Origin of the sequence: Nostocoides veronense (assembly GCF_039531185.1) — a bacterium.
Classification (GTDB): Bacteria; Actinomycetota; Actinomycetes; order Actinomycetales; family Dermatophilaceae; genus Nostocoides_A; species Nostocoides_A veronense.
Window position 1 is genome coordinate 1 of the sequence record NZ_BAAAPO010000013.1, and the last position, 24,674, is coordinate 24,674.

19 protein-coding genes and 1 pseudogene are annotated in these 24,674 nt (G+C 67.9%); 6 read left to right on the top strand and 14 right to left on the bottom strand.

Going from position 1 to position 24,674, the window contains the following annotated elements; translation table 11 throughout:
- Positions 1-183: 183 nt before the first annotated feature.
- The 5 genes and pseudogenes from ABD225_RS03740 to ABD225_RS03760 form a co-directional block, all read left to right on the top strand.
- Positions 184-624 (top strand): annotated as a pseudogene (locus ABD225_RS03740) (transposase family protein); the annotation flags it as partial.
- Positions 625-812: 188 nt separating this feature from the next.
- The gene (locus ABD225_RS03745; protein WP_344081483.1) at positions 813-1,427 is read left to right on the top strand and encodes a hypothetical protein; all 615 of its coding nucleotides are present in this window, start codon (positions 813-815) and stop codon (positions 1,425-1,427) included.
- On the top strand, positions 1,424-3,415 hold the full coding sequence (locus tag ABD225_RS03750) for a hypothetical protein (RefSeq protein WP_344081486.1): 1,992 nt from the start codon (positions 1,424-1,426) through the stop codon (positions 3,413-3,415). Before ABD225_RS03745 ends, ABD225_RS03750 begins: the two co-directional genes overlap by 4 nt.
- 142 nt (positions 3,416-3,557) lie before the next feature.
- Positions 3,558-3,896 (top strand): hypothetical protein, encoded by a 339-nt coding sequence (locus tag ABD225_RS03755; protein ID WP_344081489.1) that lies wholly within the window; start codon positions 3,558-3,560, stop codon positions 3,894-3,896.
- Between the two features lie 254 nt (positions 3,897-4,150).
- Entirely contained in the window at positions 4,151-5,467 is a 1,317-nt protein-coding gene (locus ABD225_RS03760; RefSeq protein WP_344081492.1) for a carbohydrate-binding domain-containing protein, read from the top strand.
- Positions 5,468-5,569: 102 nt separating this feature from the next.
- Here ABD225_RS03760 and ABD225_RS03765 read toward each other — a convergent pair whose 3' ends face one another.
- The 8 genes from ABD225_RS03765 to ABD225_RS03800 form a co-directional block, all read right to left on the bottom strand.
- Positions 5,570-7,288 carry a bifunctional metallophosphatase/5'-nucleotidase gene (locus ABD225_RS03765; RefSeq protein WP_344081494.1) on the bottom strand — a complete coding sequence of 573 codons (1,719 nt, stop codon included), beginning with the start codon at positions 7,286-7,288 and terminating at the stop codon, positions 5,570-5,572.
- A 92-nt stretch (positions 7,289-7,380) separates the two neighbouring features.
- Positions 7,381-9,558, bottom strand: a complete 2,178-nt coding sequence (locus tag ABD225_RS03770; protein ID WP_344081497.1) for a S9 family peptidase — start codon at positions 9,556-9,558, stop codon at positions 7,381-7,383.
- Positions 9,559-9,617: 59 nt separating this feature from the next.
- Complete coding sequence (locus tag ABD225_RS03775) at positions 9,618-11,867, bottom strand: RCC1 domain-containing protein (protein WP_344081500.1); 2,250 nt, start codon at positions 11,865-11,867, stop codon at positions 9,618-9,620.
- 73 nt (positions 11,868-11,940) lie between these two features.
- Entirely contained in the window at positions 11,941-12,966 is a 1,026-nt protein-coding gene (locus tag ABD225_RS03780; RefSeq protein ID WP_344081503.1) for a polysaccharide deacetylase family protein, read from the bottom strand.
- Positions 12,967-13,059: 93 nt separating this feature from the next.
- Entirely contained in the window at positions 13,060-16,641 is a 3,582-nt protein-coding gene (gene dnaE, locus ABD225_RS03785) for a DNA polymerase III subunit alpha (protein ID WP_344081506.1), read from the bottom strand.
- 72 nt (positions 16,642-16,713) lie between these two features.
- Complete coding sequence (locus ABD225_RS03790; protein ID WP_344081509.1) at positions 16,714-17,640, bottom strand: RluA family pseudouridine synthase; 927 nt, start codon at positions 17,638-17,640, stop codon at positions 16,714-16,716.
- Complete coding sequence (gene lspA, locus ABD225_RS03795; protein ID WP_344081512.1) at positions 17,633-18,160, bottom strand: signal peptidase II; 528 nt, start codon at positions 18,158-18,160, stop codon at positions 17,633-17,635. The genes ABD225_RS03790 and lspA overlap by 8 nt, the downstream gene beginning before the upstream one ends.
- Positions 18,133-18,576, bottom strand: a complete 444-nt coding sequence (locus tag ABD225_RS03800) for a TraR/DksA family transcriptional regulator (protein WP_344081516.1) — start codon at positions 18,574-18,576, stop codon at positions 18,133-18,135. The genes lspA and ABD225_RS03800 overlap by 28 nt, the downstream gene beginning before the upstream one ends.
- Positions 18,577-18,622: 46 nt before the next feature.
- Between ABD225_RS03800 and ABD225_RS03805 the strand changes: the two genes are divergently transcribed.
- Complete coding sequence (locus tag ABD225_RS03805) at positions 18,623-19,597, top strand: hypothetical protein (protein ID WP_344081519.1); 975 nt, start codon at positions 18,623-18,625, stop codon at positions 19,595-19,597.
- Here the strand turns inward: ABD225_RS03805 and ABD225_RS03810 are convergent.
- The 6 genes from ABD225_RS03810 to ftsZ form a co-directional block, all read right to left on the bottom strand.
- Entirely contained in the window at positions 19,513-20,598 is a 1,086-nt protein-coding gene (locus tag ABD225_RS03810; protein WP_344081522.1) for a DivIVA domain-containing protein, read from the bottom strand. The two genes, ABD225_RS03805 and ABD225_RS03810, sit on opposite strands and share 85 nt — an antisense overlap.
- Positions 20,599-20,660: 62 nt before the next feature.
- On the bottom strand, positions 20,661-20,936 hold the full coding sequence (locus tag ABD225_RS03815; protein WP_344081525.1) for a YggT family protein: 276 nt from the start codon (positions 20,934-20,936) through the stop codon (positions 20,661-20,663).
- A 66-nt stretch (positions 20,937-21,002) separates the two neighbouring features.
- Positions 21,003-21,506: a cell division protein SepF gene (locus ABD225_RS03820; protein ID WP_344081528.1), complete on the bottom strand. Its 504-nt coding sequence runs from the start codon at positions 21,504-21,506 to the stop codon at positions 21,003-21,005.
- A gap of 77 nt (positions 21,507-21,583) precedes the next feature.
- Complete coding sequence (locus ABD225_RS03825; RefSeq protein ID WP_344081533.1) at positions 21,584-22,297, bottom strand: YggS family pyridoxal phosphate-dependent enzyme; 714 nt, start codon at positions 22,295-22,297, stop codon at positions 21,584-21,586.
- The gene (gene pgeF, locus ABD225_RS03830; RefSeq protein ID WP_344081536.1) at positions 22,294-22,989 is read right to left on the bottom strand and encodes a peptidoglycan editing factor PgeF; all 696 of its coding nucleotides are present in this window, start codon (positions 22,987-22,989) and stop codon (positions 22,294-22,296) included. Before pgeF ends, ABD225_RS03825 begins: the two co-directional genes overlap by 4 nt.
- A gap of 53 nt (positions 22,990-23,042) precedes the next feature.
- A complete protein-coding gene (ftsZ, locus tag ABD225_RS03835; RefSeq protein ID WP_344081539.1) occupies positions 23,043-24,290 on the bottom strand; it encodes a cell division protein FtsZ in 1,248 nt (415 codons plus the stop codon).
- Between the last annotated feature and the right edge of the window lie 384 nt (positions 24,291-24,674).

The window sequence follows — 24,674 nt, forward strand, 5'->3', positions numbered from 1 at the left end:
TCGTCGATCACCCCTGCCCGAAGAATCCACCCTCCACCACCTTGACAACCAGTTAGGGAATCTCTTCGCCGTTGAGTGTGGGGTGGGCACGACGCGCTGAAGCGCTTGGGGTCCGGCGGGTAGGGGTCGAGGCCCTTGAGGATCAGAGGACTTCTACCTCTCCTGAACCCAAGGACCTCGACGATGCCCGAGCCTACGTTGTGCTGCCCGGTGGGCGGCTACTGCGGCCGCTGCGACCTGCTGGTCGGCCTGGACGGTCTCCGCGTGATCGACGTCGCCCGCGACGACCACGACGCCCTGACCGTGACGGTGGAGTCCGAGCCATCGGTGACGGGGTGCTGGTCGTGCGGGGTCGTCGCGCACGCTCACGGCCGGGTCGAGGTGCGCCTGGTCGATGCGCCGGCGTTCGGGCGGCCGGTGCGGATCGTGTGGCGCAAACGCCGCTGGGTGTGCCCCGAGGCTGGGTGCCCGGTCGGGTCGTTCCTGGAGCAGGATGAGACCATCGCGGCACCCAGGTCGAAGCTGACCGTCCGGGCGGCGCGGTGGGCGGTCGAGCAGATCCGCCGCGAACACGCCTCCGTGAACGGGATCCGCCGTCAGCTCGGCTGCGGCTGGCGGACCGTGTGAGAGCTTGTTCCACAGTGCGAGTACGTCGACCATGCCGCGATGCTACTCGAAAGTAACTTAACTGTCTGCTGTCGTCACCGACACCTCGCCCACGGGCCAACCCCGAGTCCGAGATAGGTGGTAGCACCGATGCGCCGGCGAGTTCGGCGCAGGCACGCTGGTGACCTCCTCGGAAAGGGGCCACCATGTCCACGCTCACTGCACGAGTCCTGCCCGCCATTCTCACGCTCGCCATGACCACGTCGCTGGTCGCGGGATGTGGTGGCGACGGCGACTCCGTCGACGCGGCGACGGGGAACGCCGACGCCGTTGTCGCCGATGGGCCCGGAGGCGAGGGCGCCGCCACGGCCACGGACGCGCCCAGCGAGGCCACACCCGACGCCGGTACCTACGCGCCGGTCGACGTCTGCGCGCTGGCCGATCGGATCGACTGGTCGGCCCTGTTCTCCGGAAACCGCGAGTTCACCGACGATCCCACCGACCGCGGGGCCTCCCTGGGGACCTGCCAAGTGCGCTACGAGGGCGTCAACGTACTCCTCGCCGTGGCTCCTGCCTCGGACTACGAACTCCGCAAGGCCAGCCACGTCGGGGAACCGTTCACCCCTTCCCTGGGGGATGAGTCGGTGGGCTACGTCTTCACGACCGCTGACCGTCCAGAAGAAGGCAACGTCAGCGTGGTGGCGCGCTCGGGCGACCACACGATCAGTGTCGGAACGCCCAACGTCACCGCCGATTCCGCCAGCCAGGAGCGCGTCGTACGCATCGCCGAACTGCTACTCGATCAGGTCGATGCACCGTGACGCGATGGCGCTCTCGCCTGATCACCTCGCTGGCGATACTGCTCACCCTGACCCTCACCGCGTGCATCGACGGAGCCCATCCACGTACCCACCAGCCCGACTCCCACCAGTCTGGTGAGCCGCAGTCCGGTGAGCAGGGCTCGGACTCATCCGATCCGGCAGACCTGGCCGACACCCTGCGCTCCCACGGCATCACCATCGTCGCCTCCGCAGCCGACCTCGACAGCGTCGCGCAGGCGCCGTACGGCGTGAGCGTGACGCGGTCACAGGTGGCCAACATGGCCCGCCAACTCGGCGGACATGGAGGCTTGTGGGGAAGTGAGCTCGACCAACTCATCCCCATGCCCGACTCATCCCCATCGTTCAGCTATCTCCTCGGGGCCTGGCTGGACTTGGCGGAGACACCGCGCGCGCTGACTGCCGCCCAGTGGTTCCAGGAGGACACGAACTGGCGACTCAGCCCACGCGTGCTGTTCCCGGCAGCGGTCCTGCCGCTGTTCCTCGCCGACAACGCCGAGGCAGCCACGAAGGACCTGCCAGCCCCGCCACAGGTCTGGCCCACAGGTCACCGGGACGAAGGCAACCTCATGGGGACCCGCTCAGTTGCCCTCAGCGCCGCGGATCCTCTCGCCACGCCGTGCTCGTCGGTCGCAGAGTTCTTCAACACCTCTCTCACGTCGCTCTTCAACGCGCTGCGCCTGGACCCCAAGGGGGTGGGGTCGGGGGCAATCCAGGCAGTGTCGGGCTTCGTCGCCGGCCTGTGGGACCACGCCGTCTCCTTGGCCGAGGGCGTCGTGCGCGGGCTGGTCAAGACCCTGAGCCAGGATGCGCTCGAGGCATTGGCCGAGGCGATGGCCATCGCCCAGGTGGTGCTGCATGTGAGCACCTACATCTTCGGATGGACGGTCCAGGTGAGTTCGTCACACGATCCGTTGGTGATGCCGGGGGGTAGTGGGCCGGCGGTGGACGGACGATGGTGGGTCGTCCCCGACCAGCGCTACGTCGATTTCGACGACCCGATCAAGGACTGCGTCAAGACCCTGCCGGGCAATCACAAACTCCTCTCGATCTTCGAGCCCGGCACTCCGGTGACGTGGAGGGTTCTGCCTGACGGGTTCGATCCGCTCGCCCCACCACAGGTTGCGTTCGCCTCCTACTCGGCGTTGTCCCAGGTCCAGAAGGTGCCTGCGTCTGGCAACATCTCCCTTCCGTTCACCTCGGGCATCGAGCCCCAACAGAAGGCGGACCCGGCCACGGGCTGGGCCAACGTCGAGGTCGCCATCCCACGCGCAGAGATCAGGGCGCTCTATGAAGCCACCGAGTCGATGCTGCGCAGCATGATCGACTCGATCGCCAGCCGGCCCGTATTCGTCACCTTGCAACTCGACGGATTCCTCCGGGAGACCCTCACAGGCTGGCTCAAGCCGCTGCTCACTCGCCTCCAGGGCGCCTTCGGCAATGCCGTCGGCCAGATGTTCACAGTGCGGGGCTACGGCACAACCACCGTCTCCTACCACCCTTGGACGCCGCCCGAAGGACCCGAGTTCGCCCCCTGCTTCGTCGGCCGATGGGCGATGCAACGAACGCCGAAGGGTTTCGGGGTCGAGCAGAGCTGGGAGTCCTGGACGTTCGACATCACCCAGGATCGCTTCGACATGTCCGTGCACTTGTGGCATAACCGCATCAAGGGGCTTCCGGGATGGACATCGTCATGGACCGGTGGAACTCCCATGAAGGTGTACGGGCGGTGGGTCGGCGACGATTTCGCCGTGGAGCTGCCCTCACGCCGGATGCGCAGCAGCGACCACGGTGGCAGTTGGCAGCTGCCCGGCACCCAATTGGGGAGCGAGGCCGACTACGCCACCGACATCGCCTTCGCGGTTCAGTTCGCCCCCAAGAAGCTCACCTGCATCGACGACAACCACCTGCAGGTACGCAGCATCGTCGACCGCATGTATCCCTTCTCGTATCGCCTGCGTCGCATCTGAGGATCGGTGCTCGTCACCCGTCCGATCAGCGGGACGGCACCTCGACTGGGCAGGGCGCCAGCAACCGCAACTACTTCAACACCTACCTCTGGCGGCCGGCCCTGGAGAAGGCTGGCATCGAGGCCAAGCGCGAGAACGGACGTTGACGGCCGCGGCCCCCGCCTTGGCGGCCTCGGGGACGAGCGGCACGGCAGTGCTGTGGTATGCCGAATCCCGCACCAATCTTTCGCTGCCGGACTATTCCAATAACGGCTACACCGCGACCTACGTCCACCACACCGACCCGGTGCAGCCCGGCTATTTGAAGGTGATGCGCTGGGTCTACAACGGCACGTTCTATTGGCGGCCAGCGCTCGGCGTCGGCGTGGCGATGAACAACCCCACCATCGTCTTCACTGTCGCGGACGACCAGACCCTCGGCACCGTCAGCGCGACACACGACTACATCGCCTCCGCGACCTTCACGGCCACGCTGGCCTGATCCCGACCGCCGACCGCGCACTCGCGTCGCCCGCGCACCCGCGGGTCACGGGCCCAAGGTCGTCGAGTCCGGGAAACACGCCGAGGTAACGGCCGATTCGTCGGCGTGTTTCCCGATCTCGACGGGTGATGGGCGGCCGCCAGACGGCAATTTCAGGTCATAGCAAGCGCACAGCGACCCCAAAGAGGACGAAAAGGGCCAGTCGCCACTCTCTAGGGGTACGCACTTGCCAAGACCTCTCGGAAGGCCGCCCCATGAACCGCATCCGCACCCGCCGCTTCGCCGCCGTCACCTCCAGCCTGGCCCTGGCCGCTGGCGTGCTCGTCGGCTGCTCCACGACCGCAGACAGCACGACCACCGTCAGTGCGACGAGCGCAACATCTGTGACGGCTGCCGCCACCGCCGATGACGCCGCCGCCGACGACGCCAACGCGACCTCCGCCGCCACCGCGACCAACGCCAGCAACCAGAACGCGACGAGCGCTATCGACACGCACTACGACGCCGACGACCTGACCTGGGACGCCAGCGACGAGGTCGCGATCACCCTGGCCGATGGCGCCTCCGCTGGGGAGGGCGTGAGCGTCGACGGGAACATCGTGACGATCACCAGCGGTGGGGTTTACCGCCTCTCGGGCACCCTGACGGATGGCCAGCTCGTGGTGGCCGCCCCGGACGACGAGACCGTCACGCTGATCCTCGACAATGCGTCCATCACCAACTCCGCGGGTCCCGCGATCGCCGTGACGAGCGCTGACGAGGTCACGATCGACCTCGCGGATGGCACCACAAACTCCGTGCAGGACGGGTCGGGCTATACCGTCCCCGATGACGCAACGCCGGTCGCCGCGATCGCCTCGGCGTCCGACCTGACCATCGCGGGCACCGGGACGCTGAATGTCACTGGCTCGACCAATGACGCCATCAACTCCACCGATGGCCTGGTCATCGTCTCCGGCACCCTCAATGTCACGGCCGCCGACGACGGCATCCGCGGCAAGGACTATGTCCAGATCCTCGACGGCACCATCACGGTCACAGCGGGCGGCGACGCGCTCAAGGCCGATAACACCGAAGACGCCGACCGCGGCTGGGTCCGGATCGACGGTGGCAGCGTGACCATCGAGGCCGGCGATGACGGCATCCACGGCGAGCGCGCCGTCGAGATCACCGATGGCACCGTCACCGTCACCCAGTCGGTCGAGGGCATCGAGGGCCAAGACATCACCATCTCGGGCGGCACGGTCGCCGTGACCGCCTCCGACGACGGCATCAACGCCACCGCCGTGTCCGCCGAGGCCGGCACCGGCGGCACCGAGTCCGACGACGGCTCGCTGCTGACGATCAGCGGCGGCACCGTCACGGTCAATGCCGGCGCGGATGGCATCGACTCCAATGGCTCGGTCTCCCTGACCGGCGGCGGCATCACAATCACGAGCGGCGCGGGCGGCGGAACGGGCGCGGTCGACGCCAATGGCACAATCGAGTTCACCGCCGCGCAACTGACCGCGAATGGCACCCAGATCACCTCCGCCGACCAGCTCGGCACGCGCATGGGCGGCCGTCCCTGACGCAACCGCACGGCATACCCCTGGCACGGACCGGACAGGGCAGGGCCCGGCACCTCAGATCGAGGTGCCGGGCCCTTCGCGTATGCCCGTGCGGGTCGGGGCTCAGAGGCCAGCAACCCGGTCCGGGGGCGGGGTCAGGTTGGGGTGGGCCCCCAGGTAGTCGACCAGGTTCTGCAGGTCTTCCTTGCCACCGAGCAGGTTGGTCCCGCCGGTGAACGCGGTGAAGGCGTCACCGCCATTGGCCAGGAAGTTCAGCGTGCCGACGCGGTAGGTGGAGGTCAGGCTCATCGGCGTGCCGTTGAGCGTCATGGACGAGGCGACGACCTTGCTGCCCTGGGGCTGAGTGTCATCCCAGGTGTAGTTGAAGCCCTCGGAAACGCCGAGCGCCAGGTACTGCCGACCACGGGTCGGGTCGTACTGCTGTTCCAGCGCGTCTTTGATCTGCTGGCCGGTCATATCCAAGGTGACCAGCAGGTTGCCGAAGGGCGCGACGTTATAGGCCTCGGTGTAGGTGATCTGACCGGGCTGCTCGCCATTGCTGATCTGGTTGGTCAGGAAGCTGGCCCGGACGCCGCCGACATTCATGAAGGCGATCTGGCTGTTGCCGCTCTGGGTACCCCACAGGATCGAGTCCGCGACCAGGTCGGCCATCGGGGTCTCGATACCGCGGTTGCCGCTGGAGTCACCGGTGATGTCCTCGGCGATGGTGCCCACGACCTTGCCCGCGATCGGACCGGCCAGCGTCTTCCACTTGTCGATCACCGCGGTCTGCGCCGGGTCGGGCGTGTTGGACCGGTCGACCAGGACGTTGTGGGAGACGAAGGAGTTGCGGTTGACGTCCTTGGTGTTGGAGTTGATGTTGAAGTAGGTCTCGGTGACCATCTGGCCGTAGGAGGCCGCACTGGTGATCAGGCGGGGGCGGCCCTGCGGGTCGCTCTGGGTGCAGACATACGGCTGGTGGGTGTGACCGGAGACGACGACATCAACCAGCGAGGAGAACTTCGGCGCCATCTCGGCGATCGGGCCGTTGAAGCCGACGCAGCCGTCATAGTTGGAGGTGGCCGGGTCCTGGGTGCCACCCTGGTGGATCAGCACCACGATGGCCTTGACGCCCCTGCGGTCCAGTGCGCCGGCCTGCTGGTTGACCGTCTTGATCTCGTCGGCGAAGCGCACGCTGGCCACACCGGCCGGGTCGACCAGGGTCGGGGTCTCCCGCAGCGTCAAACCGATGAAGCCGATCGGCACCCCGCCGACCTTGCGGATCGTGAAACCGGGCAGCAAAGGCTTGTTGTCGGACTTCTTGAAGACATTGGCAGCCAGGTAGGGATACTTCGCACCGGCATACGGCTGATCCGGGAAGTAACAGCCGTCGACGGGGTGACAGCCGCCCTTCTGGATCCGCAGCAACTCCGCGGTGCCCTCGTCGAACTCGTGGTTGCCGACCGAGGTGACGTCCAGGCCCAGGGTGTTCAGCGACTCCACGCTGGGCTCGTCGTGGAACATCCCGGACAGGAAGGTCGAGCCGCCGATCGTGTCACCGGCGGCCACGGTCAGGGAGTTCTTGTCCCCTACCTTGGTGCGCAACTCAGTGAGCTTGGCCGAGAGGTACTCCACGCCGCCGGCGGGCGTCTTGGTCGGGTCGCTGGCCAGCGGCGGATCGGTGGCCTCAAGGTGGCCGTGGTAGTCGTTGAACGACAGCAATTGCACCGGGATCGCCCGGGCTGTGCTCTCTGTCGCCGCGGTGGCGCCGGTCGTGGAGACCAGTCCTCCGGCGAGCGCCGCGGCCGCACCGGCCGCGAACAGCGTCGTCATCTTGCGCATGCAGTACCTCCCGTAAAGGGCGGCCAGAGACCGATCACGTGCCGCCGTGGGCAACCTACCCGGCCGAACCGACAACGGCCAGACCCCGGCGGCTATGAGTCGTGAACAGCGGGTAACGATCCGTCGGCGAGGCCGAGCTGGTCGAGCAGCACCGACCACTCCCACGCGACCTCGCGCCACGCGTCATAGCGGCCGCTGCGGCCGCCATGCCCGGCCGACATCTCGGTGTGCAGCAGGATCGGGCGGGTTTGCGGATCGTTGGTGGCGAGCTCGCGCAGCCGGGCGACCCACTTGGCGGGCTCGGTGACCAGGACCCGGGTGTCGTGCAGCGATGTCGTCGCGAGGATGGCCGGGTATTCCGTCGCCTGCACATTGTCGTAGGGCGCGTAGCCGGCCATGGTGTCGTATGCCGCGGGGTCCGCGAGCGGATTGCCCCACTCCTCCCACTCCCCCGCCGTCAGCGGCAGATCTGGGTCGAGCATGGAGGTCAGGGCGTCGACGAAGGGCACGGCGGCGTGCGCGAAACGGAAGCGGTCCGGGGCCAGGTTGAGCGCCGCCCCGATGAGCAGGCCCCCGGCCGAACCGCCCTCGCAGGCGAGCCGGTCCGGATCGACCCAGCCGCCCCGCAGGGCATCCGCGACGGCCACGAAATCACCGAAGGTGTTGGGTTTGGCGGCGAGTTTGCCCTCGTCATACCAGCCGCGGCCCATCTCGCCGCCGCCGCGGACGTGGGCCACGGCATACACCAGCCCACGATCGAGCAGGCTCAGCCGCGCGACGGAGAAGTAGGGGTCGGAGGAGATTTCATAGGCACCATAGCCATTGAGCAGGCCGGGGGCGCTGCCGTCCTGCCCGACGTCGGCGCGCCGGACGATGGAGACGGGTATGCGGGCCCCGTCCGCCGCGCTGACCCACTCGCGCGATTCCGCGTAGTTCGCCGGGTCGAAGTCGCCCAGGACCGGCTGCCGCTTGAGCAGGGTGCGGGTGCCGTCCAGCGGGGAGACGGCATAACTGGCCCGGGGGTGGATATAGCTCTCCTCGGTGACCACAACCTCGCGGGTAGCCATCTCGGGATTGTCGGCGAGGTAGACGGCCGTCAACTCGCCGTCGACGGGCCAGGCTTGCGGCTCACCGAAACCGGATTCGGTGGCGGCATCGCGGGGCAGAACGCGCAGGGTGGGCAGACCGTCGGCCCGCAAGGTCAGCACCGCGAAGTCGTCGAAGGCATCCACGCCGAGGAAGCGCTCACCGGGCAGGGAGGTCGCGATCGGGCGCCACTCGCTGGGGTCGGCGAGCTCGGTCCAAGCCAGGTCGCCCTCGCGATTGCGGATGTTGTGGACGATCAGGATGGTCTCGCCGGCGATCTCGATGTCGTACTCGACGCCCTCGACCCGCTCGCGCACGCATCGCCAGGTGCCCGTCGGGTCGTCGGCGGGCAGGATCCAGGCCTCGCTGGTGGTCTTGGTGCCGAGCCCAATGATCAGGTGGCTGTCATCGCGCGAGCCACCGAGTCCGAGCCAGAAGCGTTCGTCGTCTTCTTGATAGATGAGCACGTCGTCGGCCCGGGGGGTGCCGACCTCGTGCCGCCACACCTGGTAGGGCCGCCAGGCATCGTCGACGGCGACATAGAAGAGATAGCGACCGGAATTGTCGAACTCCGCGCCATAGCCGACCCCGGTGATCTCGTGGTCGAGGATGGTGCCGGTCGCCACCTCGGTCACGGTCAGCGCGAACCGTTCATCGCCCTCGGTGTCGACGCCCGCCACGACGAGCCGGTGGTCGGTGCTGACCGCGAGCGCGCCGACAGAGAAGAAGTCGTGGCCCGCCGCGGCGGCATTGCCGTCCAGCAGGATCTGCTCCCCCTCGGGGATGGCACCCGGCTCGAGCACGGGGCGGGGCGCATCCGGCCCGGTCCGCGGACAGCGGGCGTGGACGGCATACTGCTGCCCCTCGATGGTGCGGGCGTAATACCACCACGGCCCGTCGCCCACCGGAACGCTGAGGTCGCTTTCCTGGACGCGGCTCTTGATCTCCTGGAAAAGCTGCTCGCGCAGGGGCGCAAGGTGCGCGGTGCGCGCGTCGGCATACGCATTCTCGGCGTGCAGGTAGGCGATCAGCTCCGGATCCTCCCGGTCGCGCATCCAGGCATAGGGGTCGCTAACCGTATGCCCGTGGTGGGTGCGCTCGTGCGGCCGCTGCGGCGCGCGCGGCGGCTCGCCCGCTGCCGCCGATGCCGTATGCCGGGTGCTCGCCCGCTCCTGTTCAGTCACGCCATCAACCCTAGGCCGCGCCACCCGCTGTCTTGGGCGGCGGGACCTTCGTACGATGGCTAGGGGAGGCCGAGGATCGGTGCGGCGGAGCCACGACTGGCGGTGCTGCCATCGCCCAACTGTCCCTGCGCATTGTCTCCCCAACAGTAGGCGGCCCCCGAGGCGGTGCGGGCGCAGGCGAAATCTCGGCCGACGCGGATGTCGAGGGCGTCGGGGGGCAAGCCGATGACCGGGGCCGGCAAGAGGGAGGTAGCGTCGCTCCCCTCGCCAGGACCACGGAAGATATTGGGTCCCCAGCACCACCCACCGGATCGGAGGGCGCAACTTGCGCCGCCGGCGCTGAGGGCAACCACACCCGATTCCATGCCGGCAACGACGGTCGGCAGCAACCGCCGCGTCATCGTGCCGTCGCCGACCTGGCCGGCGACGTTTCGGCCCCAGCACAAGGCCGCACCGTCACGAATGGCACACGTATGCAGCAGGCCCGCCGAGACCTCCTCGACGCCCGCGCTCATCCCGCTGACGGGGGTGGGGCGGGCCGAGGGGCTGGTCGTTGCGTCGCCCAGTTGCCCGGTGTGGTTGGCTCCCCAGCACCAAAGCCCACCGGCGGCGGTTCGAGCGCAGGAGTGCTCATCACCCGCCGAGAGCTGGGCGATTCCCGCCGGAGCGTCGACCACCGCGACCGGGAGCGGCGAGGAGGTCGTGGTCCCGGAGCCGAGCTGTCCATAGTGGTTCCACCCCCAGCACACCGGCCGGTCGCCGGCGAGAAGCGCGCAGCCGTGACCGTTGCCCAGCGTCACCTGCTGCACCTGGTCGAGCGCGGCGACCTTCGTCGGGACGGATCGGTCGATCGTGGTCCCGTCCCCGAGCTGCCCGAAGGAATTCCAGCCCCAGCACCACAAAGATGCATCGATCGTCAGGGCGCAGGTGCTCCCTCCCCCCGCGGCAAGTTGGGTGACGATCGGGAGTCCGGTGACCGCGACCGGCGCCGTGCGGGAGTGCGTGGTCCCATCCCCGAGCTGGCCGAAGCCATTCCATCCCCAGCAGCGCACGGTACCGGCCACGTCGAGGGCGCACGCGTGATCCGAACCGGCGGCGACCTGGGCGACCGCGGCCGATTCCGTGATGTACACGAAGGTGGCGGTCGGACTCGGCGTCGAGGTGCCCACTGAGGTCGTCACGGTGACGGGTACCGCTCCCTGCGCGCCTGCGGGCGCCACCGCCACGAGGCTGGTGTCGTCCACCGCCGTGATGGATGCGGCCGGCTCGGCGCCGAAGTGCACCTGCTGCACACTCGCCAAGCCGGAACCTCGAATCGTCACGCTCGTGCCGCCACTGATGGGTCCAGATGACGGCGCCAGCGCGGTGATGACCGGACCGACAACGTCATAGGTGAAGGTCAGAGGTGAGCTCGTGCCCGATGGGGTCGATACGGTGATGGGCGCTTGGCCAGGGTTCCCGGGAGGCGTTGTCGCGTCGATGCGGTTGGCGCTGATGATCGTGAACTCGGCCATGGCGCCGCCGATTGTCACGGCGTGGGCATCGATGAATCCGCTGCCCACGATGCTGACGAGGGTGCCGCCTGCGGCCGGCCCGGACGCGGGCGTCACAGAGGTGGCCTTCGGCCCCTCGCCCACATAGGTGAAGCGAGCCGCCGTGCGGATCGGCGAGAGCCCCGAGGCCGTTCGCACTCGCAGATCGACCGTGCCCCCGCCGCTCGGCGCGATCGCGGTGAGCATCGATGATGACGAGACCGTGAAGCGGGCCGCGGGCTTGGAACCGAAGAGGACCGCCGTCACGCCGACGAATCGTTTGCCGGTCACGCTCACGCTGGAGCCCCCCTCAGCAGGCCCGGACGACGGAGAGATCGCGGTGACAGTTGGGCCGGCGAGGTAGGTGTAGCGCGAAGCGGATCCGGCTGCGCTGGTGCCCCCACTCGTGACGACCTTGATGTTCACAAGGCCACCAGGATGAGCAGGACTGGTCACCTCGAGGACGCTGGGCGAGATCACCTTCACCGCCGAACCCGCCACGGAGCCGAAGAGCACACGCTTGACACCGACGAAACCCGTTCCGGTCATTGTCACGCGCTGACCTCCGCGCGGCGGTCCGGAGTTTGGCCAGACCTTCGAGATCGTCGGGGCCGCCGCCCCCCTCGTCGACACCAGGTCAGCGCCATTCGTCCGCGGCGGGTCGGCGGCGCCCGCCTGCACACTGACCAGCCCGGTCACCAGGAGCAGGAGGACGAGCAGGCGCACCGGGCCGATGACGGCCCGGCCCGGCCGTGCCCTGAAGGGGGGTGTCGTCATACGAACTCCACGAAGCGATCGGGGGCCCGGGCGGGGCGGCTCCGGGGGCCGGGCGGGCGCGGGACGGAAGGGTTCATGGCCGCGGCCAGCCGAGGTAGTCCTCGGGGACGCGATCCCACAACTGCGCCATCGTGGCCGGATCGGTGAAGATCGCGGTGCGGCTGCGACCGTCCAGCGCCTCAAGGAAGGAGGTGCGGCAATAGATCTCCGGTTGCGAGGTCCATCGATCTCGCCAATCCGACGCCTCGCAATCCCAGGCAAACTTATCGCCGATCCGACCCTGACGGCCCTGGACCAGGCGGTAGATCTGGATCACCGACCATTCCCCCGGGGCGGGATTCATGGCGGCTTGCAGCCGGGTGCGCTCCGCCATCTGCCGGTTGGCCGTCACCGCCATGGTGGCGCAGGGCAGACTCGGATTGCGGCAGCGTCCGCCGTTGATCGACCAGGTGAGCATCCGAAACGGTGCCGTCGTCGCGCTCGGCCGTGTGTTGGGTTGCATGCCATAGATCCGCAGGAAACCGAAGTACTTCTGCACCAGCGCCAGTGCGGCCGGGTCCTGCTTGTTGTTGGCGAACGCGAAGGAACCCCAGGCGCGGGGGAATCCGTGGGCCGCGAAGATCGCCACGGTGGCTGCGCTTTCCTGGAAGCGCTGCTCATCGCTCGTCATCTGCGTCATATCGGCATAGGTCATTCCTTGGGAGGTGACCGACCAGCCATAGACGTCCTGCATCCGGCGCAGGTCCTGCCAGGACGCCATCTCGACGTATCCCTGGCAGAAGCGGGTGGTCTCCAGCGTTCTGGTGACGACGGCCTGGGCGGTGGCGGTCACCCCGCGGCTGCTCAGGTCCTGCGCGATGTCCTCCATCGTCAGCGCGCCCGAGTACCGGGTCTGGCAGTCGGTTCCGGAGGCCACCGACCAGTTCGCTCGGCCGAGCAGAAGGGAGACATAGCCCGGCTCGGCGTCGCGGGTCAGCACGGCGCCGGTGTCCCGCAACTGCTTGGCCTGCGCGCCGGCTCCCGGAAAGGCGACGGCGATCAGCGCCGAGGCCAGAGCCGCGACCACCGTCAGCCAGCTGACGCGGCTCCGAGATGCCATTCGGTCTCCCTCCCTGTGCCGTTATCCTGACGGTGCGCACCACGCTGCGGTATGTCGTCTTTTGCGCCGACAACACTCATGGCGGGGCGGCGATCAGCTTACGCTGCGGGCGCCGAGCAGCACCTTCAGATCCCCCATCAAGGCTTCGGTGGCGTTGACGCGCAGCTGGTCGTCGAGCTTGAGCAGGACCGACCGGCCGGGTTGGACGAGCTTGAGATGGACCTCGGTGGCGCCGGGATAGGACATTAGGACGGTCTTGAGCTGCTCGATGTGCGGCGCCGTCGCGCGCGTGGTCTCCATCGAGATGACCACGGGCCCGCGAGGGCCCTCCGTGATTTCGGGGAGAAAGAAGTCGACGGCCGAGAGTTGCACGCCGTCCTCGCGACGCCGGACCCGCGCCTTGACCGAGCACACGGCATCCATGGCGAGCAGGTGCTGGCAGGCGAGATAGGTCTTGGTGAAGAACATGATTTCGACGGCACCGCCGAGGTCTTCGACCGTGACCGTTGCGTAGGGGTCGCCCCGCTTGTTGCGCTTGACGGCCATCGAGGTGATCAGGCCGGCGACCGTGACCTGGGCGCCGTCCTCGTGCGAGGAGTCCTCCTCGATCAGCGCGGCGATTCCGGTGTCGGAGTTGCGGGTCAGCACGTGTTCGATGCCGAAGAGGGGGTGGTCGCTGACATACAGCCCGAGCATGTCGCGCTCGTGCGCGAGCTGGGTGCGCTTATCCCACGCGATAGCCGGGATCGGCGGCAGGCCGGACAGGTCGGCGCTGAAGTCGTCCTCATCGTCGAGCCCGCCGAAGAGGGAGTCCTGGCCCATCGCCTCGGCCCGCTTTGCTTCGACGAAGGCATCGACATAGTCCTCGTGGACGCGCAGCAGGCCGCCGCGCGGGTGCCCCAGGTCGTCGAAGGCGCCGCCCTTGATGAGGGATTCGATGGTCCGCTTGTTGCACACCGAGGCGGGGACCTTGTCCAGGAAGTCGCTGAAGGAGGTGAACTTGCCCTTCTCCTCGCGCGCCGCGACGATCGCCTCAACGACATTGCGCCCGACATTGCGGATGGCTTCGAGCCCGAAACGGATGTCGCTGCCCACGGCGGCGAAGGCGGCTCGCGACTCATTAACCGAGGGCGGAAGCACGGTGATGTGCATGCGCCGGGCCTCGTTGAGATAGAGCGCCGACTTGTCCTTGTCGTCTCGGACGCTGGTGAGCAGGGCGGCCATGTACTCGGCCGGGTAGTTGGCCTTGAGGTAGGCAGTCCAATAGCTGACGAGGCCGTATGCCGCCGTGTGCGCCTTATTGAAGGCATAGTCCGAGAACGGGACGAGGACGTCCCAGAGGGCTTTGACCGAATCCTGGTTGAAGCCTTGGGAGCGCATGCCCGAGGAGAAAGTGTCGAACTCGGCGTCGAGGACTTCCTTCTTCTTCTTGCCCATGGCCCGCCGCAGCAAGTCGGCCGCACCGAGGGTGTAGCCGGCCAATTTCTGCGCCAGCTCCATCACTTGCTCTTGATACACACAAAGCATGTAGGTATTGCCAAGGATGGGCTTGAGCGCCTCCAACATGGCCGGTTCGAGCTTGCCGTCCAGCTTGGGGTCGAGGGGCACCTCCGCCTGCTTGCCGTTCTTGCGCAACGCGAAGTTCGTGTGCGCGTCCACGCCCATCGGGCCGGGGCGATAGAGCGCGAGCGCGGCGGAAATGTCCTCAAAGTTGTCCGGCTGCATCAACTTCAGCAGCGTGCGCATGCCGCCGCCGTCAAGCTGGAAAACGCCGAGGGTGTCCCCGCGGGAGAGCAACTGATAGGTGGCCGGATCGTCCAAGGTCTCGGACAGGGCGTCGAGGTCGATCTCCTCGCCGCGGTTATCGCGAATATTTTCGATCGCATCGTCGAGGATCGTCAGATTGCGCAGGCCGAGGAAATCCATCTTGACCAGCCCGAGTTGCTCACAACTTGGGTAGTCGAACTGGGTGATGATCTGCCCGTCCTGCTCCCGCTTCATAATCGGGATCAGGTCAGTCAGCGGCTCGCTGGACATGATGACGCCGGCCGCGTGCACGCCGGCCTGGCGCTTCAGACCCTCCAAGCCGATGGCGGTATCGACGATCTCGCGGACCGGCTCCTCCACCTCGTGGATCGCCCGGAAGTCGGCCCCATCGGCGAAGCGCGCATGCTCGCTATTGAAGATCTCCTTCAGGGGCACGCCCTTGCCCATGACATCGGCAGGCATCGCCTTGGTCAGCCGGTCACCCATCGCGAAGGGGTGCCCCAGCACTCGGGCCGCGTCCTTGACTGCCTGCTTGGCCTTGATCGTGCCGTAGGTGACGATCTGCGCGACCCGGTCATCGCCATACTTCTCCGTCACATAACGGATGACCTCACCTCGGCGGCGCTCGTCGAAGTCGACATCGAAGTCCGGCATCGACGGCCGCTCAGGGTTGAGGAAGCGCTCGAAGATCAGGCCGTGGCGCAGCGGGTCCAGATCAGTGATCCGCATGGCATATGCGCACATCGAGCCGGCACCCGAGCCGCGCCCCGGGCCGACCCGGATGCCATTGTCCTTGGCCCAGTTGATGAAGTCGGCGACGACGAGGAAGTACCCGGCATACCCCTTGCCGACGATGATGTCGATTTCGTATGCCGCCTGCTTGCGTGACTCCTCCGGCACCCCGCCGGGGTAGCGCGCCTGCAGGCCCGTCTCGACCTCCTTGATGAACCAGGACGTCTCGTCTTCCCCAGCTGGGCAGGGGAAGCGGGGCATGTACTGCCCCTCCTTTTCCACGAACGAGACCTCGCACATCTCGGCGATGCGCAGGGTGTTGTCGCACGCCTCGGGGAGCTCACGGAAGAGCTGGCGCATCTCGGCAGCGCTGCGCAGGTAGAAGTTCTCGGCGTCGAACTTGAAGCGGCCGGGATCCATCAGGGTCGAGGCGGACTGGACGCAGAGCAGCGCCGCGTGGGCCTTGGCGTCCTCGGCCTTGGTGTAGTGCAGGTCGTTGGTCGCCAGCAGCGGCAGACCCATGTCCTTGGCCAGTCGCAGCAGCTCGGCCTGAGTCTGCCGCTCGATGGGTATGCCGTGATCCATCACCTCGGCGTAGAAGTGCTCCTTGCCGAAGATGTCCCGCAACTCACCGGCCGCCTGTTTGGCCTCGGCATACTGCCCGAAGCGCAGGCGGGTCTGGATCTCGCCGCCGACGCAACCGGTGGTGCCGATCAGCCCATCGGCATACGTGCTGAGCAGGTCGCGGTCCATGCGGGGCTTGTAGTAGTGCCCCTCGAGGGAGGCCAGCGACGACATGCGGAAGAGGTTGTGCATGCCCTCGGTCGTGCGTGAAAGCAGGGTCATATGGGTGTAGGCACCATTGCCGCCGATATCGTCGCGGCCGCCGTCGCCCCACTTCACGCGGGTCTTGTCGCCGCGGGCGGTGCCGGGCGTGATGTAGGCCTCGACGCCGATGATCGGCTTGATGTTGTATTTGCGCGCCTTGGACCAGAACTCGTAGGCGCCGTAGATATACCCGTGGTCGGTCGTCGCGATCGCCGGCATGCCCTGATCGGCGGCGGCCTTGAGGAGCTCGTCGATGCGCGCCGCCCCGTCGAGCATGGAGTACTCGGTGTGGACGTGCAGGTGGACAAAATTGTCCCCGGAGGCTGGGGCGGCGGCTGGATTCGACATCGGAATGGCAGTCTAAGTCGCCCCTCCGACAGCCCCTCGGCGTGTCGCGGACGCGTGTCCTGCGGGAGGGGGTCAGGCGGGGTCGAGGCGGTCGAGAGCGGCCTCGAGGTCGGCGGCATACGCGCTCTCGAAGGTGACCCAATCGCCGGTGCCGGGGTGCTCGAAGCCGAGAGCCACGGCGTGCAGCCACTGGCGTTCTAGGCCGACCTGCGCGGCCAAGGTGGGATCGGCGCCATAGGTCAGATCGCCGACGCACGGATGACGCAGCGCCGAGAAGTGCACGCGGATCTGGTGGGTGCGGCCGGTCTCCAGCTTGATCTCCAGCAGCGAGGCGCGGCGGAAAGCCTCTAGCAGTTCGTAATGCGTGACCGACGGCCGCCCGGAATCCATGACGGCGAAGCGATAGTCATGGCCAGGATGCCGCCCAATCGGCGCGTCGATGGTGCCCACGAGAGGATCGGGCAGGCCCTGCACCAGCGTGTGGTAGGTCTTGTCCACGGTTCGGCTGCGGAAGGCCTGCTTCAGCCGCGAGTAGGCGTATTCACTCTTCGCCACGACCATCAGCCCGGAGGTCCCGACATCGAGCCGGGACACAATCCCCTGCCGCTCCGCCGCACCCGAGGTCGTGATCTGGTAGCCCGCGGCGAGCAGTCCTCCGAGCACATCCGGCCCGTCCCAGCCGACGCTCGGGTGCGCGGCGACGCCAGCCGGCTTATCGACGACGATTAGGTCGTCGTCGGCGTGCACGATCGCCAGATCCGGGATGTCCATGGGTATGACGCGTGGTCCCCCCTGCGGCGCGGGCAAGCTCACCTCGATGAGGTCCCCCGCGCCGACCTTGGCCGATTTCGCGACCGCCTGACCGTTGAGCAGGACGAGGCCCGCACCGGCCAGATCGGCGGCCCGGCTGCGTGAGAGGCCGAGGAGCCGAGCGATGGCGGCGTCGATCCGCTCACCGTCCAAGCCCTCGGGGATGGCGGCGGTCTTGACCTCAGTCATGCTGCGGCGCCGTTCGCCAGGACAGGAGGAGCAGGACGATGGCGGCGATGACGATGGCGATATCGGCGATATTGCCGACGAACCAGCCGAAGTAGTCGATGAAGTCGACGACATGCCCGCGCAGGAAGCCCGGGGTGCGGAAGAAGCGATCCCCCAGATTTCCCAGCGCGCCACCCCCGATCAGTCCGAGGCACCAGGCCACCGGAGAGGTGATGGGACGGGTCCAGACGTAATAGACCAGTCCGGCGACGATGAGCACGGCCACGGCGGTCACAACATATGTCATGCCATCGAGGCTGGAGAAGGCGGCGCCCGGGTTGTGCACGAGGCGCAGCGACAACAGGCTGCCGATCAGCGGTTTCACCTCGCCGGGGGTGAGGGCGTGCAGAGCCCAGATCTTGCTGGCCTGGTCGATGAGCAGCGTCGCCAGGGCGACCCAGAGCACCAGGGGCGGGCGGTGGCGCGTGGGGCTGGTGGTCAGGTCGGAATCGGTCAGCGGCGTTCTTGTTTGGTCTTGCATGGCACACATAGCGTCGCACGGGGAGCGGCTTCAAGCCGAAGCTTGCCGATCGGCTGACCGCAGGACTCGCAGATTCCGTAGGTTCCGTCGTCGATGCGCTCCAGGGCGTGCTGGTCCTGTTCGAGGATCTCGCGGGCGTTATTGGCCAGACTCATCTCTTGTTCGCGTTCCAGGGTCTTGCTGCCCGCGTCGGCCTGGTCGTCACCGGCGCCATCGCCCGACTGGCGCATGAGCGAGGCAACCTCGGCCTCCGCGTCCGCGATCTCGGCCCGCAGGCTGAGCATCTCGGAGACGATGGAATCCCGGATGGCGTTGAGCTCAGAGGTGGTCCAGGCGACAACGCCGACGGCAGTCGCGCCAGCTTTAGAGGCCGCGCCCGCGGCCACCTTGGTGGCCGCCGTCGCGGCACCCGTCACGGAGTCCGCGAGCCGCCGGGCCGATGCCGCGCCGGATGCTGTCCGGGTGGACGACGTCTTCTTGATCGCCGGAGTGCTTGTGGGCTTGACTGCCGGTGCCGCGGCCGGCGTTGCCGCAGCCGACGCCTTCTTTGCCTCCGGTGCGCTGGTCTGCGGTGCCGTCGCGGCTGGCTTTGCTGCCGCGGCTGATTTCGTGGTGGCTTTCCTCGCTGCTGTCCCGGCCTTCGGAGCGGCTTTCGTGGATGTAGCGGGCGTCGCAGCCGATGTCACTCCGGCAGCCTTCTTTGCTGCCGCCCCGGTCTTCGCCGCGTCCTTCGCCGCCGACGTCGCAGTGGCCTTCTTCGCCGGGGCCGTCTTCGTCGTGGCCTTCTTCGCCGCGGTCTTAGCGACCGGCGCCGTCCTCGTGACCGTCGCCTTCTTGGCGCTCGCGGTTATGGCGGTGCTCGCAGCCTTCGTGGCGCTCGCGGTTTTGGTCGCGCTCGCCGTCTTGGTGGTGCTCGCAGCCTTCTTGGCGCTCGCACCTTTGGTCGTGCTCGCAGCCTTCTTCGCGGCGGAGCCCTTCGAAGTGGCGCTCGCCGATGCCCGCGAAGGGCGGCTAGAAGCAGTGCGCGATGTGGGCGTCATGGCCGAAGGCCCCCTTTGGCGTTCGAGTCCGGACCGAGAGATGCACGCCCCGGGGGCGCACACGTGCGAGCCTGACAATAGGGCATCGGGACGGGGCAGGCCTGGGGACCACCCCCTCCCCCCCGTCGAGTTCAGGAAACACGCCGACGGCAACGTGTCAACCTCGGCGTGTTTCCCGAACTCGACGAAGGAGCAAAAGACTCGACGCGGAGTAGGGACGCGAGCCCCGATGCACGCACGGCCACGAAAACACCGAGGGCGCCCGGCGGCACAAGCCGTCGGGCGCCCTCCGCGCGAACCGGTGCCGGGAGGTCAGCGGGTGACTGCCGCCGAGGCCGGCAGAGTCTCCTCGATCGGAACCTCCGCCTCGAGCTTGGCGAGCGCCTCCTCCATATAGGCCCTCAAGCGGCTGCGGTAGGTGTGCTCATAGGAGCGCAGGTCGGTGATCAGCGTCTCCAACTCGGCGCGCTTGCCCTCAAGGTCGCTGAGGATGTCGGCGCGACGATCGTTGGCCTCGGCAACCATCCCGGCAGCCCGCTCCCGGGCGTCCGTGAGCATCGCATCGCGCTGCTGAGTGGCCTCACCGACGACGGAGTCGTGATGGGACTGCGCGGTCGACAACAACTCGTCGTGGCTGCTCTGCGCGGTTGCCAGCAATTCGTCGTGCTGAGCCTGGGCGACCCGCAGCAGTTCGTCGTGCCGCGACTGGCCCTCGGTGATCAACCGCGCGCGCGTGGTCTCCCCCTCGGCGACGTGCTCATCGTGGACCCGCTGGGCCAACGCGATCAGGCCCGAGGCGTCGCCCGCGCGGGGCGCGGAAACATCCGCAACCGGCGCGGCGCCCGCGCTCTCGGCTTCGAGCGCTCGAGAGTTGGCGGTGGCGATGCGCTCCTGCGCGTCGGCCTCGATGCGGTCCGCGTCGGTGTTGATCCGCGTGATCCGCTCCGAAGCGGCCTGCTCGGCCTCGTCCGCGCGGGCATTGGCCGCCTCGATCCGCGATCGGGCCGCCTGCTCAGCATCCTCGGCGCGGGCGTTCGCGTCGGCGACACGCTGGCCTAGCTCGGCCTCTTGGCTGTCACCGGCGGCAGCAGCAGCAGCGATGCGCTGCTCCTCGTCGCGGCGCACCCGCTCCTGCACCTCGGCCAGGGCACGCTCGGCGTCCTGACGCAAGCCGACCTCACGGTCCAGGCGCGCCTGCACCGAGGCATCGGCAACGGGCGCGGGAGCCACGGCAGCGTCAGAGACGCTGCTGCGGCACTCGTCGAGGTCCTTGTTGAGCCGACGCAAGGTCGCCACGATTTCGTCAAGGAAGTCATCGACTTCCCGCTCGTCGTAGCCGCGTCGGAATTGGGTGGTTCCGAAGGTCTTGTTCAGGACATCCTCGGGAGTTAGGGACATCACTTCTCCTGATCTGACCAAGCCGGTCTATTACCCCGGACGGGGAGTACCGGCAAGTCAGTTTAGAGGATGGACATCAGCACCGATATCCCCAGCATCAGGACGAGAAAAGACAGGTCGATCCCGACATTGCCCAGGCGCAGCGGCGGGATGACCCGGCGCAGCGCCTTCAGCGGCGGGTCGGTGGCGGTGTAAATGGCTTCCGCAACCACCAAGACCGGCCCTTTGGGACGCCAGTCGCGCGCGAAAACCTGGACCCACTCAAAGACCAGTCGCCCGATGAGCAGCACGAAATAGAGGAAAAGAGCGGTGCGGAGCACTTCGAGAACGAGGGACATCGTGGCCTTAGGAGTCGCGGACGGTCACGGGGCCAAACGCCCGGCGCCGACCCGCCAGTTCCCGATTCAGCTCTGGTTGAACAGTTCGCGGGCCGGCTCGGTTGGCTCGTCGGTCGCGACCTCAACATGCTCGGGTGAGAGCAGGAAGACTTTGGCGGTGACCCGCTCGATGCTGCCGTGCAGGCCGAAGACCAGACCCGCGGCGAAGTCGACCAGGCGCTTGGCGTCCGCATCGTTCATGTCGGAGAGGTTCATGATCACCGGCACGCCATCACGGAAGGCCTCGCCGATGTTCTTGGCCTCGTTGTAGGTGCGCGGGTGGATCGTCGTGATGCGGCTCAAGGTGGAGCTGCGCTCCTCTCGGGCGACCTGGGTCAAGGTGGCGCGGCGCGGCATGGGCGTGACCTCCGCGGAGCGCTCGAGGCGGGCCTCGGGGCGGTGCTCGGCGCGCGCGGGGGTGGGGCGCTCGACCTCCTCCTCGGCATAGGAGTCGGAGTCGTAGTAGTCGTCGTAACGGTCGTCCTCAGCGAACCCGAGGTAGACCATCGTCTTCTTCAGCGCTCCGGCCATGCCGAAATCCCTCACTCTCGAACTGCCCCAGTGCCGCTCTCGCGAGGCGCGCCACCGGAAAGATGTCGTGTTCGAAGTTAACGAAGTGACGGGCGAGAACCGAGGATTGCCGACCCGACACGCAGGTGTGTCGCCCCGGCGCGCACCGCCGCCTCCAGATCGGAGCTCATTCCGGCCGACAGCATGCTCGCCTCCGGGGCCTGTTCGCGCACCTGCGCGGCGAGCCGGGCGAGGTCGGTGAAGGCGGCATACGGCTCGGCACCGCGCGGCGGAACCCCCATCACCCCCGCGAGCCGCAGCGCCGGCTGCTGGAGTATGCAGTCCACCAAGTCCGCGAGCGCCTCCCGCGGCACGCCACCGCGGGCCGGATCGCCATCGAGACTGATCTGGACCAGCACCGGCAAGGGCGCTGTCCCCGCGCGCTCGCGGCCGGCCGCGAGCGCCCGCGCGAGTTTGGGCCGATCGAGCGAGTGCACGACATCGGCGAGCCGAGCCGCCGCCGCGGCCTTGTTGGTCTGCACCTGGCCGATCAGGTGCAGGCGTATGCCGTCAAAAGCCCCCTCGTCCGCCTTCGCCTGCGCCTCCTGCACCTTGTTCTCGCCGACCTCACGCACCCCCAGCCCCGTCAGCAGGCGGACATCCGAGGCGGGAAAGGTCTTGGTCACGACGATGAGGGAAATCTGCGATGACTCACGCTCCGCCCGCTCGCAGGCCACCGTGATGCGCCGCCATACGGCCTGGAGCCCAGCCTGCAGGTCGGCCTGACGGTCGGCATCCGAGACCTCGCTCATGAGGAGTTAAACCGCAACACGATCAGGCCCGCGTGGCGGCCTGTGCGGCCGTCGCGGCGGTAGGAATACAGATCATCGGACTCGCGGGTACACCCCAAGACCTGCGTGGCCGGCACCCCCAGGGCACGCAACTGGGCCAGGACACCGCGGGCGATATCGACGGCCGGCGTCCCGGTCGCGCTGACGGCATCGGCCTCCGGGACCAACGCCACGACCTCGTCATGCATCTGCTGCGGGACTTCATAACAGGCCCCGCAGACCGCCGGCCCGACCGCGGCATCGATGGCGGTCGCGCCACAGGCGCGCATCGCCGCAACGACGGCGGCCACGGTCCCGGCGACCAGGCCGGGCCGCCCGACATGCGCAGCGCCGATCACGCCGGTGATCTCGTCGGCGAGCAGGACCGGCACGCAGTCGGCGGCGAGGACGGCCAGCCCGAGACCGGGCGTCGTCGTGACGAGCGCATCGGCGACCGGCTCGCGGTCCGGGACCGAGTCGAGGACGGCAACGTCCGCGCCATGCACCTGATGCAGATAGACGACGCGCTCCTCGCCGAGGCCCAAGGCGGCGGCCGCGGTGGCGCGATTGCGCGCCACCGCGGCCGGATTGTCCTCCACGCGCGAGCCCAGGTTGAGCCCGGCGTATGGCGCCCGGCTGGCCCCCGTGCCGCGTCGCGTGAAACAGCGGGTCACCCGGGGGCCGTTCGCCGACCAGGCGAAGGGACCAGCGTCGTCGGGTTGCGGGATTACTTCAACCACTCCGGGACGTCGAGTTCCTCGACGTCGTCGATGACCGGCTGCTTGGGCGGACGGATCGGCTCCGGGGCGGCGGCCGGCGCGGCCGGTGCCGCGACGGGAGCGACCGGGCTGGCGGCGGGCGCCGAGGTCGTGACAGCAGGGGCCGCTGCAGGTGCCGGGGCGGCCGCTGGGGCCGCGACCGCCGGGCGAGCGGTCGCCGCTGGGGTGGCCGCAGCCGGTCGAGCGGCAGCCGGTGCCGGACGAGAGACGATGGTCCCGAGCGCGCGCTCGTCGGCGCGCTTGAGGGGGGTGCCCCCGTCGAAGCCAGCCGCGATGACGGTGACCCGCACCTCGTCGCCGAGGGCGTCATCGATGACCGCACCGAAGATGATGTTGGCGTCGGGGTGCGCCGCTTCCTGCACCAAACGAGCCGCCTCGTTGATCTCGAACAGGCCGAGGTCGCTGCCACCTTGGACCGAGAGCAGCACGCCGTGGGCGCCGTCGATGCTCGCCTCCAGCAGCGGCGAGGAAATCGCCATCTCGGCGGCCTGGACGGCGCGCTCGTCGCCGCGCGAGGAGCCGATACCCATCAGGGCGGAGCCGGCGCCCGACATGACCGACTTGACGTCGGCGAAGTCGAGGTTGATCAGGCCGGGGGTGGTGATCAAGTCGGTAATGCCTTGGACACCGGAGAGCAGCACCTGGTCGGCGCTGCGGAAGGCGTCGAGCATGCTGACATTGCGGTCGCTGATCGAGAGCAGTCGGTCGTTGGGGATGACGATGACGGTGTCGACCTCTTCGCGCAGGGTGCCGATGCCGGTCTCGGCCTGGTTGGCGCGGCGGCGGCCCTCGAAGGTGAAGGGGCGGGTGACGACACCGATCGTCAGGGCGCCGAGGCCCTTGGCGATGCGTGCCACAACCGGCGCGCCACCGGTGCCCGTGCCGCCGCCCTCACCGGCGGTCACGAAGACCATGTCCGCGCCCTTGAGGACCTCTTCGATCTCTTCGGAGTGATCCTCCGCAGCGCGACGGCCAACCTCGGGGTCGGCGCCCGCTCCAAGACCACGGGTCAGGTCGCGACCCACATCGAGCTTGACATCGGCGTCGCTCATCAAGAGCGCTTGGGCATCGGTGTTGATGGCGATGAACTCAACACCCTTAAGGCCCGCCTCGATCATGCGGTTGATGGCGTTGACGCCACCGCCGCCGATGCCGACGACCTTGATGACGGCCAGATAATTCTGGGGAGCAGCCACAGTGAGGGCCTTCCTGATGCTTCGTATTGTCGGATATCCGGGAACGTCGCGAGTCCGGGTCTCTCGCGACCGATCAAGACGCCCTATCCTCGCCAGCAAAGCCTCAACTTTGACTTGACAGTGAGAGTTCATCTCGGATCTGTTCGGAGTCGACGCTATGCGCGAGAGCGGGCTGGTGCAAACGTCCGGCGGGCGTGTCGGGGAAAACTTGCACTGATCCCCCGCCACAGCGCCAAACCTCCGGCGCATTCGTCACACTCGCCTCACGCGTCACAGCCCGCGCGGTGAAACAGATGACTCTCCGGACAGCCAGGCTTAGGGAAGCGCTGATCTTTAGGACTGTGCGGCCTGGTGGCTGGCTCGGCCGGGCGGGTCGGGAAATGA